The organism is Cycloclasticus sp. PY97N, from assembly GCF_002443175.1.
Classification (GTDB): domain Bacteria; phylum Pseudomonadota; class Gammaproteobacteria; order Methylococcales; family Cycloclasticaceae; genus Cycloclasticus; species Cycloclasticus pugetii.
In genome coordinates this window covers 1,608,010-1,622,636 of the sequence record NZ_CP023664.1, presented here as the reverse complement: position 1 = coordinate 1,622,636, position 14,627 = coordinate 1,608,010, and the positions used below count along the sequence as shown (strand labels likewise).

Below are 14,627 nucleotides of genomic sequence, written 5' to 3'. Positions count from 1 at the left end.
TGCGCGTAGATATTTCTCAGATTTAAACAGGCTAGAGTGCTTTAGTAGAAAGGTTTTAATAAGGCAGTATTTGTGAGAAACAACAATAAATGCTGAAAGGAGCAGACCTAAAAGGAGGGGTTAGTTTAAATTAAACTCAAGTTGATCAGCGGGCCCATTTTTTGCTTTTTTATCGTTCATACTTTGTAAACCACTGGCACTGATGCCGACTAATCGAACACCTTGTTGACCAGCGTCAGTGCGAGAGAGTAATTCTGTGAGTATGTTGGGTATTTCAGGTAATTGAATAAAAATTTTAGTACTGCTGTACGAACGAGTCACTGATTTAAAATTTGCGTATTTTATTTTTACGGTGATTGTTTTAGCCATGAACTGCTGAGCTGCTAAATTATCGAAGACCTTTTGCGCTAATTGATTGAGTTTTTCAAGCAGTAAGGTTTTATCATAAACATCCGTTTTGAATGTTGTTTCTTTACCTAATGATTTTCGAATACGTGTGCTGCGTACAGGGCGATGGTCGATACCACGCGCGATTTGGAAAAAGTACTCGGCTGATTTACCAAAATGCTTAGTTAATTCGACAGAGCTTTTAGAGCGTAAATCACGGCCTGTTTTAATGCCTAATTTATTCATTTTTATCTCTGTGGCAGGGCCAACACCGTAAAAACTTCCAATAGGTAGGGTTGCTATAAACGCTTCGCCTTGTTCTGGTCTTATAACATACAGGCCATCAGGCTTATCCATATCAGAGGCTATTTTTGCCAAAAATTTATTGTATGAAACACCCGCTGATGCAATCAGCTGCGTTTCGGCTTTAATGTCATGTTTAATGGCTTCAGCGATCCGCGTTGCTGAGCCTTTATATTCGCTGCTATGGCTAACATCAAGATACGCTTCATCAAGTGATAAGGGTTCAACGTCTGTGGCATAACGCCAGAATATTTCATGGATTATTTTTGATACGGCTTTATAGGCATCAAATCTAGGCGGAATAAATATAGCTTGTGGACAAAGTCTGTAAGCGCGTGAGCAGGGCATGGCAGAATGAATGCCAAATTGGCGTGCTTCGTAGCTACAAGCCGCTACCACACCACGACTATTGGGCTGGCCACCGACAATAACAGGTTTGCCTTGTAGTTCAGGCTGGTCACGCTGTTCAACGGAGGCAAAGAAGGCATCCATGTCGATATGGATAATTTTTCGTTGCAAAGGGGTCATTAACTCACATTATGCCGAGTTTTCTTTATTTTAAGATAGGCAAGGCGCATTGTAATAAATAAGCCAGCAATAAAGATAGTGATGCCTGTTATAGAACTGCGATTAAAGGGCCCCCGGAATGGAGAAAGTGTCTAAAGAGAAAAAATAATGGAAATTGAAACAGAGCCATTTAGTGACGGTGTCTGCAAAAATTAAATCTAGCTTTATGGTGCAGGTGAAATTAGTTTTATAATCGTCGGGCGCGTTATTATGTGGCTAATTATGTATCTGCGGTTTAAGTAAATAGGCGTAGGGCTTGTGTGGTTTATCTGTACGTTTATTATAGATTTACTAATTTTTCAGCTATACATGATGGTGTCAACATGGTTTAGTGGCTGTGAACAGCTAGGCGGATTACGGATGGCTAGTTACGAGAAGTTTTGCTTGCACCTGCCATACATAGCTCACTTTTCTGTTAGTATTTTTGGCGTCAGGTTATGTTGACTGTTGACCATTGATAGCAAACCAATAATGAAAATTAAAATAGGAGAAAATAATGTCTATAGATGTAACTCTGGATATGCACGTGAGTGCAGACAATCGTGAAACGTTATTGAATACACTGGAAGCTATTTTGCCAGATACACGGTCCTTTAAAGGTTGTCAGAGTATTGTTGTAACTTGCAATGATGATGACCCTTTAAATATTGTGCTACTTGAAAAGTGGGAAACACGTGCAGATCATGAAAGCTATGTTGCTTGGCGTGGAGAACGAGGAGATCTAAAAAAACTGGGTGCTCTGTTAACAGCGCCACCGGCTTCTAAGTTTCTTTCAGCCTTAGATATATAAGCGTTATTAAAAAATAATAGACTGGAGCTAAAGAAGCTTCAGATAAATAAAAATGATACCTTTTCTAGGTATTAATACTCGATAGGGGCTGACCTTCAGCCCCAAACTTTAATAATAATAAAAATTTATGCATATTTTATCCGTTGCTCTGATTGCTATTTTAGCCATCACTCTTAGTGCTTGTGGTGATGTATCGAATAGTCAACCATTAAATAAGCTCGTTGATGTAACTACTTTTTCATATCAACCGGCGACTCGTATTATGGATTACCCGGGTCGTGTTCAAGCTCGATATCAAACTGAGTTATCATTCCAGGTAGAAGGTCGTTTGATTGAGCGCCTAGTTGAAGTTGGTGATGTAGTGCAAAAAGGTGACCTTATTGCATTGCTTGATGCAAAAGACTATGCGTTGAGCAATGAAAGCTATTCCAATAAGAAAAAGGCTGCTGAAGCAGATTTACAAAGAGCTCAGCGTGATTTGGCTCGGGCTAAAGAATTACGTCAAAAGAAGTTTATTGGGCAATCCGAGCTTGATAAAGCGATTAATATTGAACGAGCCGCTTATGCTGAATTAAACGTGATGAAAGCGGAATATGCTCAACGTGTGAATCAGCATGGGTATACGCAATTATTAGCCCCAGCAGACGGTGTTGTTATTTCACTTAGTAAAGAAGTCGGTGATGTGGTTAAAGCTGGCGCAGCCATTGCTATGTTTGCCTGGAAAGATGGTTGGGAATTTGTTACAGCGGTAGCAGAAAAAGAGATTAATCAATTATCAATTGGTCAGTCAGTCAGCGTTACACTTTGGGCCTATGACGATAAAGAATATGCTGCATCAGTTCGTGAAATTAGCCCTATTTCAACCATTAACGCCCCCTCGTATAGAGTAAAACTGAGTCTTAATGAGCAACCCAACGGGGTAAAACTGGGTATGACAGGGCATGCGTTATTTTCAATAAAAGAGGATCGTGTAGGCTTGTTGCCAACGTCTGCTATTGTTAAGAATGATGGTCAAATGATGGTCATGACCGTTGATTCAACGACAAAACAGGTTCGTGCTAAGCAGGTTACTCTGGGTCAATCACTAGCAGACCATGTGAGTATTGTTGATGGCTTAAAAGATGGCCAATGGGTGGTGATTGCTGGCGCTAATAAAATTGAAGAAGGTAATACGGTTAGAGTTTTAACCAATGAGTGATAAAGAGCGCATAAACCTCGCACGATGGGGAATAAAGCACTCACAGGTGCTGATCTATTTTATGGTTGTTATTTTGGTGGCCGGAACGTTTGCCTTTTTCAAGCTAGGGCAGCGTGATTTACCCGTTTTTGCAATTAAAACTATTGTGGTTAATGTGAAATGGCCCGGGGCGTCGGCAGAAGAAATGTCGCAATTCGTGACAGACCCCATTGAAACAAAATTACTAGAAGTGCCTTGGCTTCGCGAAGTCAGCTCGTTTAGTAAACCGGGTGAGGCGTGGTTAATCGTTAATATTGAAGATTTTATGCCAAATGCCGCGATAGAGATGAAGGATCGTGCGTATGACATACGAAAAAAAATCAATGATATTCAACACCGATTGCCTGAAGGTGTTCAAGGTCCTTTTATTAATGATGAGTTTGGCGATATTTTTTCAATGGTGTACAGCTTCAATAGTGACGACTACTCATTTGCGGATTTGAAAGATTATGCTGAGAAAGCGCGAAATGCTTTGGTGCGTATTGAGTCAGTGGAAAAAGCTATTTTATACAGCGTACAAAATGAAAAAATATTTGTAGAGATGGATGATAAGCGTATGTCGGCGCTGGGTTTAGATCCTTTGCAAATTGGTATGTTGTTGCAACAACATAATAAGGTGCAAACCAGTGGCCGAATAGAAGGTAAGCAGTCCTATTATAGGCTTAGCCTTAATGATCGTTTTCAATCCATTGACGATATAAAAAAACTGCCTATTAAGCTACAGGATAATAGCGTTATATATCTTGAAAATATCGCCACTATTAGCCGAGGTTACGACGATCCGCCTGTATTCAGGATGCGTGTTAATGGTAACCCGTCTATTGGGCTAGGTATTACGATGCGTAAAGGCTATCAATTACTGACCTTGTCAGATGAGGTTAAGGCCACCATGGCAGAGTTTACAGAACAGTTACCCGCTGGTGTGGAGGTCGTTTTGGTGAGCGATCAGCCTAAATCTGTGCAAGCACAAATCAATCGGTTTTTGCTTAAATTATTAATAGCTGTTTTTATTGTATTGGTGGTTTGCTATTTCTCACTTGGGTTTCGTACCGGCTTTATCGTAGCGCTAGCCATTCCTGTGGTTTTGGGTTTGGTATTTGTCATGATGTCTATATTAGGAATCCCCCTTACCCGTACCTCTTTGGGTGCCTTAGTCATTGCACTTGGCTTGTTAGTAGATGATGCGATGATCGTGGTGGAATTAGTTCATGTAAAACTCGAGCAAGGTTGGGATAGGTTAAAAGCTGCTACCTATGCATATACTGCGACATCGAAACCGATGTTAAGTGGTACCTTAATTGCGGCCGTAGGTTTTTTACCAGTTTATATTGTCGATGCAGCACCGAATGAGATATTGGGTAATCTTTTTGTAGTGATTGGTGTGGCGTTAATTGCCTCTTGGATAGTGGCTGTATTGTTAACCCCTTATTTGTCTTTTAAATTGCTAAAGGTTGAACACCAGGGTAAGCAGCACATACAAACGGCTAATGTCGACAATTCGGCTATGTATCAGAGTGATTTTTATAATCGGTTTCGCCGCTTAATCGCTTGGTGTATGTGTCATAACAAAACGGTACTAGGGGTCACGGCACTCGCATTCGTTTTGACCATATTTGGAATGCAGCATGTAAAAATGGAGTTTTTTCCAGGCAATGATCGCCCTGAGGCACTGGTCGATGTCTGGTTCCCGGAGGGGACTAGCTACCATCAAATGGAGCGTCAGATCGCCGATGTTGAACGGTTGCTAGACGCACAAGATAATATTGAAAATTACCTTACTTATATCGGCGGGGATTCTTTGCGTGTACAGAATGATATGTACATAGAGCAACCTAATGCGAACTACAGCAAAATTATTGTGATTGCAAAGAACCTAGAGGCACGTGCACAAATAAAAACTTTGTTAAGCGACTATTTTGCAACACATCAACCCAATGTGCGAACCCGTGTGTATAACCTTGTATATGGTTTACCGTTCAACTACCCCGTTCAATATTTAATCACTGGAAATGATGCTGAAAAATTGGCTGATATTTCTGAGCAATTAAAAGACATACTCAGAAATAATCCACAAACAAGAGATGTGCATGATAATCGTCGAGAAAAACGGGTGGTGGTAGATATTAAGCTTGACTTGCCCCGTGTGGCAGCTAGTGGGACTGATCCGGCTCAGTTGAGCAAAACACTCGGTGTTATGCTTAATGGCTTACCGGTGACTCAATATCGCGAGGGTAATGACCATATTGATGTTGTGCTTCGTAATGAATCGGAGAATCGTTATAACCTAGATCGAATTAATTATTTACAAGTGCCCTTAGGCAACGGAACAACCGTTGCGTTGTCTGAGCTGGCAGATATCAGTTTGAAATTTGAAGAAGGTGTTATCTGGCGCTATAACGGATATCGTTCGGTGATTGTGCAGTCATTATTGGAAGAGGGCGTGTTGAATTTTGATGTGGTTAAAGCGTTAAAACCACAGATAGATGAGTTACGTGATTCATTACCTAGTGGTTATCGGGTTGAAGTGTTTGGAGAAGTGGATATCTCCAGAGAAGTTGATACACAATTAGCGAAAACAATGCCTTTTATGTTGATTGCGATACTTACCTTATTAATGTTTGAGCTAAATAGTATAAAAAAAATGTTCTTAGTTTTAATGACGGTACCATTAGGACTGATTGGTGTTGTCTTTATTTTATTAGTATTGGACTTGTCATTTGGTCTAGTAGCACGGCTTGGCTTACTGGCCTTGGTGGGTATTATTATTCGAAATTCGATTATTTTAATGGATCAAATTGATCAAGATTTAGCGGCGGGTTCATCACCTTGGAATGCGGTATTGGAGTCAACTGTACGACGTGCTCGGCCGATTATTTTGACAGCCTTGGCAGCTATTTTCGCGATGATACCGTTGATTACAGATTATTTTTGGGGTCCAATGGCGATCACTATGATGTCGGGACTGTTAGTTGCGACCTTGTTAACATTGCTGGTATTTCCAACGATGTACGTGGCGTTTTTTAAGGTTAAAAGTCAGTAAAGGATACTGGCTGAGCGCAGAAACTAATAACGATTATTCTGATCGCAGCGGTCTTAAAAGTATTGCTGTATTGAGGAAAGTTATAGGTTCTTGCACTTATAAACTGCTCTATATCAAGGTTGAAGTTCTTTTTTTTTATATTACTTGTATACTATTTCTTTTAGTTTAATAATTTTTGAAATGAAATTATCGAAAGGATTGGATAAGAAAAATAAAATATTTGATGTTGCGTTAACGCTATTTTCAAAATATGGCTTTAAGGCAGTTACTATGAGAGAGATAGCTGCTAAATCATCGACCAGTCTCGGTTCCTTATATATTCACTATAAATCAAAGGCAGAGTTATATGACATGGTTTTAGACAGTGCTTACCTTGAGCACGCTAAAGCATGGCGAGTAACCTCTGATCCTGATGAAACTTTAGAAAGTAAACTGTACCGATTTATAAATAACTTTTGCCACTTTATGAATGATAACGTTGAAGTGGCGAAGCTTTTTAAACGTGAACAACTGGATGCTGATCCTAAGCGTATTAAGAAGCTTGCAGAGAAGGTATTATCCGAGGAATATAATAATTTAAAAGAGCTAGTGATAGAGGCTAACCCTGCATGTCATGCAGATGTCACGACGGTTTTGATTTTTGGTATGGCACTAAATTATTATGAAACGATGGAATTTAGAAAATACTTTCCTGGTTATGATGATTCCATCAATAGTCCAGATTTTATTGCAGAGCAAATATTTAATATGGCAATAGCGGGGCTTAAAAGTACGTAAGCGCCTAGTTATTCTTCAATATGTTTATGTGAATTGTTCTTAACAACTGTAAGCAAATTCGTTTAAATATCTAAATTATTTAAATTCTCAAGCTAATTCCAGACTTATTGCGTTGATAATTCCTACTAACGCATTCAGTGTATTGACCACCACGAGTGGTAATAACCTTCATTGTTTTAAGGAATTGATCAGTGAAATCTCATTAATAATCAGATCCATTTAAATGTAATGTGACTCTAAAAAGGGGATGGTTATTTATTTCCTAAGTTATTGATTAATGATGAGTTAGATCGGCTTAAATTATTTCCCTGTGCACACTCCTTATGTAAAGTACTTTAAATATGTATGAACAAATGTTCATTTTGATGTTGAAGTTATAAAAACACGCTGATAATATTTATGTGAACAATTGTTCATATTGATTTAAAAAACATTAAATCTAAAGAACGTGGGTTATGAACAAAAGTTCAAATAATTGTTGCGATGCAAAAAAACAGGTGGTAGGATTTAGTGAACAAGTGTTCATTTGAACCAGAAATGAAAAGGTAGATGTTAAGTATTAAGACTAATTAATGAATAGTTAACGAAAAAAGTTTCAAAATTTTAACGTTAAACATTTAATTTATATCAGCAGAGGACGTATGAATTTAGATCAATTAACTCCATCCAGTTTGGGATATTTTGTTTTTAAATCGGATAAATTGGCGGAATGGAACACTTTTTTAAAGGACCTAGTTGGTCTGCAGCTTAGTGACAAAAGTAGTGACGATCAACTTGCTTTTCGTATGGATAAGCAAGAACAACGAATCATTATTGAAAAAGGGTCAGCAAATGATTTATCAGCAGTCGGTTGGGAATATGATAATGATCAATCGCTGAATGAAGTCGTTCTACATATCAAAGGAAAGGGTGTTGAGATTGTAAAAGCAGACCAGAAGTTTTGTGAAAGTAGGGGGATTAAGAAAGCCTATATTTGCACAGACCCGGATGGGGTTGATCATGAACTATATTATGGCGCATCGATTATCCCGATGAATGACAGTTTTAAATCGGATGTTTTGGTTGGGCAATTTTTAGCTGATCGTTTTGGTGCTGGTCACTATGTTGCTAATGCTGAAAATGTTGAGATGAGTCTTAACTTTTATAGGAATGTATTGTGTATTCGATTAAGCGATTATATCACCGGTGAGGTTTTTCCTGGTGGGCCAGTATTAGAAGCTACTTTTTTACATACAAAAACTGGCAGACACCATTCTGTCGCCTGTGCAAGTATCCCAATACCTAAAAAGCTACATCATTTTATGATCGAGTATGAAAATATGAATGACGTTGGTCTCGCTTTTGATCGCTTTAAAAAGGCTGATACACCTTTTTTTATGGAGCTTGGTCATCACCCAAATGATCAAATGTTTTCTTTCTATGTTCAAACACCCGATGGTTTTGGTTTAGAAATTGGTTGGGGCGGAATAATCATTGAAGAAGATAACTGGGAAGTTAAGACGTATTCCCAATTAAGTGATTGGGGTCATGTTGAACCTAGATCAAATGACAACTAAAAATTTTTTCAAAAAATGAACGTCTGTTCATAAGTGTGTGAGTTTGGTAACAAATTTGTATTAAGTTCTTTGGAAAATAATGATGAGGGTGAATAAAGTGAATGAAAAAAATAAAGTAATTAATAGCTTGGATTGGAGTGACTCAACAAAAATTCCATTTGAAGTTTATACAGACGAAAGTATTTATAAGCTTGAACAAGAAAATATTTTTCGTGGTGAAACCTGGAGTTTCGTTGCGCTGGAATCTGAATTAGCAGAAGCATTTAGTTATAAGTCGACATTTGTAGGTGATGTGCCTGTTGTCGCAACCCGTGATGATAAAGATAACTTCTATGTATGGGTTAACCGCTGTTCTCATAGAGGTGCAGAAGTTTGTAGAGAACGACATGGGAAGTCTGAAGATGGCGTTTTTACTTGCGTTTACCACCAGTGGGCCTTTGATGCGTCAGGCGAGTGTGTTGGGGTTCCTTTTCGTAAAGGCCATGGTGGAAAAGGTGGTTTTCCTAAGGACTTTAAGCCGAGTGACCGACCTTTACAAAAGTTAAAAGTTGAAAGATTGGGTGGGCTTATTTTTGCAAGTTTTGCTGATCAAGGGCCAACATTAGAGGAATACCTAGGCCCTCAAATGCTCAAAATGATGTTGAGGGTGTTATGCAAGCCGATCGAATACCTCGGCGTGACTCGGCAATATGTTAATGCTAATTGGAAGCTATATACAGAGAACACTAAAGACCCTTATCACGCCAGTTTACTGCATCTTTTTCATGCCACGTTTGGTGTTTACCGATCTACTATGGGTGGTGGTGCTGAAATAGGCGGGCCGTTAAATATGCATAGCCTTCTTAGCGCCTATGTTATTGAAAATGAAGATAAATCTGAGTACGAAAAAGGTGATTTAAGAACCTATGATACAGGTGTTAAGTTAGCTGATACCTCTGTTTTAGAAGTTACACCAGAATTAGACCCAGTTTTTACCAATCATATCCAATCTATTTTCCCTTCAATGGTGTTACAGCAAATTCATAACACCTTGGCGGTACGTCAAATTATTCCTAAAGGTGTCGACGAATTTGAGTTGGTGTTCCATTTTTTTGGCTATGAAGATGATACCCCTGAATTAAGAGCTGAAAGAGTTAGGCAGATGAACTTAGTAGGCCCAGCGGGTTATATCTCTATGGAAGATGGTGAAGCCACTGAATTGGTTCAAAACGCCATTAAGGGTGATCCAAGTCATCATTCATTGATGGCAATGGGTGAAGACGGAGATGAAGGTACGTTGTTAACCGAGTCGATATTACGTGCCTATTGGAAAGGTTATCAGCAAATTATGGGTGTGACTCAGTAAAGGTTTATTAATAATTAAATATAAGGATAAAGAGATGAACGAAGCAGATTTCGAAACAAAATATATTGATGTTAACGGTGTTAAAACTTGTTATATAGAAGAAGGGCAAGGTGAGCCGGTCATTTTAATTCATGGTGGTGGAGCAGGTGCCAATAGCTACGGTAACTGGTTTGCAAGCCTGCCTCTTTTCGGTAAGAAGTTTAGAGCGATTGCCATCGATATGATTGGCTTTGGTAAATCTGAAGGCCCTGCTGTCATTGGAGCGGACTGCTCACAAAAAACCCGCTATGACCATTTAGCTGGCTTTATTAAAGCCATGGGGTTTGAAAAAGCAACATTGGTTGGAAACTCTATGGGTGGCGCAACGGCTATGGGTGTTGCGATTGAGTACCCAGAGCTTGTTGATAAATTGGTGTTGATGGGAAGTGCTGGTCTCAATACAGAAATCTCAGAAGCATTGATGCCGATCTTGAAATATGACTTCACTAAAGAAGGTATGGTGAAAATGGTTCAAGCGTTAACCAATGATGATTTTGTTATTACTGATGAGATGATCGATTACCGTTTTGCCAACTCTATAGACCCGAGTAATAAAGAAGCTTATGGCAATGTGATGGAGTGGATTAAATCTCAGGGAGGGCTTTTTTACGAGGATGAATACATTGCGAAAATCACCCAGAAAACATTAGTTGTAAATGGCAAAAATGATCTGGTTGTTCCCTTAACTCACGCGCACAAATTTTTAGAATTAATTAATGATTCATGGGGTTATATAGTCCCTCATTGTGGTCATTGGGCGATGATTGAGCATCCAGAAGATTTTGCATCAGCGGTTAGCCAATTTATTGAATCTCACTAATTCGAAGGAAAATTAGATGCCTAATATACCCTTAACCATAGAATTAAAAAGCGAAGTAGAACAACTGCTTAATAGCTATGTCCAGTGTATTGATGATGATGACCTTGAACATTGGCCAGACTTTTTCACGGAAGATTGTTTGTACCAAATCATTCCTAGGGAAAACCATGAAATAGGCTTGCCAACAGCGGTGATCTGGTGCGATAGCCGTGGAATGTTAGCTGACCGTGTTACAGCTTTGCGTCATGCAAATGTATATCAAGTGCAGTGGTACCGTCACATTATTAGCAACCCAATGATCAGTACAGAAGACGGAGAGACCTTTCATGTGCAGTCTAATTATGCGGTCTTTAAAACATGTAACGACGGTGAAAGTAGCGTTTACAACGTGGGTCGTTATGTCGATGAAATAGTTCGTGATGAAGGGGTTCTTAAGTTTAAAAAGCGTTCTGCTATTTATGACACTCATCGAATTACGACTCTGATGGTTATCCCAATTTAAACCTAAGCATCACTTGTAATTTAAATTTAATTTAAAAGGAAAATGTTATGGATCAAAGTGAAAGAATTTTAGTCAACGAAGAGGTCGTGAAAAAGAACAAGTTATGGCCGAACTTTATTAAGGCCAAGCTGGGGTTTAGAAACCATTGGTACCCCGTCATGTTCGGTAAAGAAATAGAAGAGGGCAAGCCTGTTAAGGCGATGTTATGTGGTGAAAACCTATTACTCAACCGAATTGATGGAAAAGTTTATGCCATCAAAGATAGGTGTTTACACCGAGGTGTTGCCTTTTCTAAAAAGCCTGAGTGTTATACAAAAGAGACCATTACCTGTTGGTATCATGCTTGGACGTATCGATGGGACGATGGCTCGTTATGCGACATTATGACGGACCCTAAAAGCGATATGATTGGTAAGCATCGTCTTAAAACGTATACCGCGCAAGAAGCAAAAGGGCTTGTATTTATTTTTCTCGGCGATATTGAACCTACCCCTCTGATTAATGACGTACCACCTGGGTTTTTAGATGAAGGGCGTGCGATTAGAGGCATTAAACGAGAAGTTGGGTCAAACTGGAGAATCGCTGCTGAAAATGGTTTTGATTCAACACATGTTTTTATTCATAAAGACAGTAAGTTAATACCAAACAATGAGACCGTTATTCCATTAGGGTTTGCGACAGATCGTGAAGAAGAAGCAAAAGGCACCTTATGGGAAGTAGTTAATAACGAAGACGGACCTAAGGGTGTTTACGATAATATCGGCCAGCATGCGGTTCCCGTCGTTGAGGGTAAAGTAGATGGTGAAACAGTTCTTCGTCCGGTTATTGGTGGTGATAAACGCATAGCCAACCAAATCTCAATATGGATGCCAGGCGCCCTTAAAGTAGACCCCTTTCCAGACCCTTCATTGATTCAATTTGAATGGTATGTGCCAAGAGATGAAAACTCACATTGGTATATTCAAACGCTTGGTAAAGAAGTGGCTAATGAAGCTGAAGAGCAAGAGTTTGAAAAAGATTTTAATGAAAAGTGGGAAGACTGGGGGCTACGTGGCTTTAATGATGATGATATTTGGGCCCGTGAAGCGATGGAAGAGTTTTACAAGGATGACTGGGGTTGGATTAAAGAACAGTTATTTGAGCCAGATGGAAATATAGTCGCGTGGAGACAGTTAGCCAGTGAAGCAAATCGCGGTGTCCAAACACTAGAAGATTTATAACTGGGTGATCAAATGAGCACACTCAATAATGATGCTTTAGACGAACTGTTTGATAGGCGCCCCGACGACGGTATCTACAAGGTTAACCGACGTGTATATAACGACCCCGCTCTTTACGAGCGGGAGTTGGAGAGTATTTTTGAAGGGTCTTGGATATATGTCGCGCATGAAAGCCAACTACCGAATAAAGGGGACTTTGTTACAGTCACCATGGGTAGACAGCCTGTCATTATTAACCGCGATATGAATGGGCAAATTAATGGTTTCATCAATGCTTGCCCACATCGGGGCGCACGTTTATGTAGAACAGAACGGGGTAATACGAAAAGCTTTATATGCACCTATCATGGTTGGGCATTTGCTAGTGATGGTGAAGCAAAATGGATTCAGCGAGAAGAAGAGGGCTATCCCGAGCTGCTTGACCATAAGAATGACGTCGGCCTAAAACATGTTGAGAAAGTAGAAAGTTATCGTGGCTTTATCTTTGCAAGCCTATCTGCAGATGTTCCTACCTTAGATCAGCATTTATTGGGGGGTAAGGCTTATATCGATATGTTGGTTGACCAGGCGCCGAACGGGCTAGAAGTGTTAAAGGGCAGTTCGAGTTGTGTTTATAAGGGTAATTGGAAACTGATGCTTGAAAATGGCGGTGGTGATGGATTACACCCAGATTATGCACACAGCTCGCTATTAAAAGTAGCCGATCGAAAATTGCAAAGAAGCACTGCAGTTCAGACCATGCAGGTTTCAAAAATGTATGAGCAAGTTGGTGGGCAGTGGGCTTTTGGTAATGGCCATACTGGCATTTGGTTTAATTTTCCAAACCCTGAAGACAGACCGGCTTATAAGCATTTGGCTGAACTAAGTAAAGCGTACGGAGAAGACAGAGCTCATTGGATGACCGGTGTGTTTCGTAATCTATCTATCTACCCTAATTTACATTTGCTGGACCAAATGGCGACGCTTATTCGCACCTTTAGACCCTTAGATGTAAACCGTACAGAAATAACTTTTTTCTGCATAGCACCAGTCGGTGAGCCAGTTGAAGATAGAAAAAACCGTCTGCGTCAATTTGAAGAGTTTTTTGCCGGTAGCGGAATGGGTACCCCAGATGATAATGCTGAGTTTGAAGAATGTCAGTCAGGTTCTGAAGGGCGTAATTTAGCCACTAGCTATATTTCTTTTGGCCTACATTCACGCCACGAAGGTACCGATGAAGTTGCTAGTAACTTAGGTATTGAGCTGTCTCATAGTGGGATCATCGGCTATGAGGGTTGCACAATGACGCAATATGACCGTTGGATAGAGCTGATGACGAAGGAAGACAAATCATGAAAACACAAGTTGTAGATTTTGATACGTGGAACTTATTGTCCGGGGTTTTATATGAAGAAGCGGCTGCTTTAGATGAACAGCGTTGGGAAGATTGGTTGTCCTTGTATGCAGATAATTGCGTTTATTGGGTGCAAGCTTGGGATAGTGAACATGAGTTGTCATGTAATCCTGAGAATGATGTATCGCTGATCTATATGGATAACAAATCCATGCTAGAAGACCGTAAATGGCGTTTTACCAGTGGTACATCACCTGCTTCAGTGCCACTACCAAGGACTAATCACCTCATCGGAAATGTACAGCTTGTTGAATTCAGTGGTGAAAAGGCCGTATTAAAAAGCCATTGGCAAGTTGCTTCGTATAGGTTCCGAGAGCTTACCCAAATAGCTGGGCGTAGTCGATATATGCTGACGTTAGACAATGGTCTATGGAAGATCGAACAACGGCAGACAGTTCTTGTGAATGATCAGGTCCAAACAACCTTGGATTTATACCATATATAGATGTTCAACAGAGGTGTTTAAGCATTGAAGTAGGTTTTGGTAACAAAAAGGCGAAAGAAATATTTATTAAATTAACGAGTGATTTTGTACAGATATCTTTTATCCATAAAAAGCTAGAAATTAGTGAATGACAGTTAATGGATATGCAGATATGGGGATAAGGATTTAAATAGTTTTAAATACTTTAAATGGGAAATAGGAGCATA

Annotated in this window: 12 protein-coding genes; 11 read left to right on the top strand and 1 reads right to left on the bottom strand. The window is 39.6% G+C overall.

The genetic code is table 11. The annotated features are described in order from the left end of the window. Positions 1-120 precede the first annotated feature (120 nt). Positions 121-1,218, bottom strand: a complete 1,098-nt coding sequence (gene dinB / locus CPC19_RS07940; RefSeq protein ID WP_016389451.1) for a DNA polymerase IV — start codon at positions 1,216-1,218, stop codon at positions 121-123. 535 nt (positions 1,219-1,753) lie between these two features. Between dinB and CPC19_RS07935 the strand changes: the two genes are divergently transcribed. The 11 genes from CPC19_RS07935 (at position 1,754) to CPC19_RS07885 (ending at position 14,421) form a co-directional block, all read left to right on the top strand. Next, positions 1,754-2,047, top strand: a complete 294-nt coding sequence (locus CPC19_RS07935) for a putative quinol monooxygenase (protein ID WP_015005769.1) — start codon at positions 1,754-1,756, stop codon at positions 2,045-2,047. Positions 2,048-2,174: 127 nt separating this feature from the next. After that, a complete protein-coding gene (locus CPC19_RS07930; protein ID WP_016389450.1) occupies positions 2,175-3,245 on the top strand; it encodes an efflux RND transporter periplasmic adaptor subunit in 1,071 nt (356 codons plus the stop codon). Continuing rightward, complete coding sequence (locus CPC19_RS07925) at positions 3,238-6,324, top strand: efflux RND transporter permease subunit (RefSeq protein WP_016389449.1); 3,087 nt, start codon at positions 3,238-3,240, stop codon at positions 6,322-6,324. The genes CPC19_RS07930 and CPC19_RS07925 overlap by 8 nt, the downstream gene beginning before the upstream one ends. Positions 6,325-6,594: 270 nt before the next feature. After that, positions 6,595-7,101, top strand: coding sequence for a TetR/AcrR family transcriptional regulator (locus CPC19_RS07920; protein ID WP_240183328.1), 507 nt, complete (start codon positions 6,595-6,597; stop codon positions 7,099-7,101). A 641-nt stretch (positions 7,102-7,742) separates the two neighbouring features. Beyond that, the gene (locus CPC19_RS07915) at positions 7,743-8,657 is read left to right on the top strand and encodes a VOC family protein (protein WP_015005773.1); all 915 of its coding nucleotides are present in this window, start codon (positions 7,743-7,745) and stop codon (positions 8,655-8,657) included. A gap of 97 nt (positions 8,658-8,754) precedes the next feature. Next, positions 8,755-10,002 (top strand): Rieske 2Fe-2S domain-containing protein, encoded by a 1,248-nt coding sequence (locus tag CPC19_RS07910; protein WP_232228588.1) that lies wholly within the window; start codon positions 8,755-8,757, stop codon positions 10,000-10,002. 34 nt (positions 10,003-10,036) lie between these two features. Further along, the gene (locus CPC19_RS07905) at positions 10,037-10,861 is read left to right on the top strand and encodes an alpha/beta fold hydrolase (protein WP_015005775.1); all 825 of its coding nucleotides are present in this window, start codon (positions 10,037-10,039) and stop codon (positions 10,859-10,861) included. Between the two features lie 16 nt (positions 10,862-10,877). Beyond that, positions 10,878-11,363: an aromatic-ring-hydroxylating dioxygenase subunit beta gene (locus CPC19_RS07900; protein WP_015005776.1), complete on the top strand. Its 486-nt coding sequence runs from the start codon at positions 10,878-10,880 to the stop codon at positions 11,361-11,363. A gap of 47 nt (positions 11,364-11,410) precedes the next feature. Next, positions 11,411-12,583 carry a Rieske 2Fe-2S domain-containing protein gene (locus CPC19_RS07895; RefSeq protein WP_015005777.1) on the top strand — a complete coding sequence of 391 codons (1,173 nt, stop codon included), beginning with the start codon at positions 11,411-11,413 and terminating at the stop codon, positions 12,581-12,583. Positions 12,584-12,595: 12 nt separating this feature from the next. Then, positions 12,596-13,918, top strand: coding sequence for an aromatic ring-hydroxylating dioxygenase subunit alpha (locus CPC19_RS07890; RefSeq protein ID WP_016389445.1), 1,323 nt, complete (start codon positions 12,596-12,598; stop codon positions 13,916-13,918). Beyond that, complete coding sequence (locus CPC19_RS07885) at positions 13,915-14,421, top strand: aromatic-ring-hydroxylating dioxygenase subunit beta (protein WP_016389443.1); 507 nt, start codon at positions 13,915-13,917, stop codon at positions 14,419-14,421. The genes CPC19_RS07890 and CPC19_RS07885 overlap by 4 nt, the downstream gene beginning before the upstream one ends. The last annotated feature ends 206 nt before the right edge of the window (positions 14,422-14,627 follow it).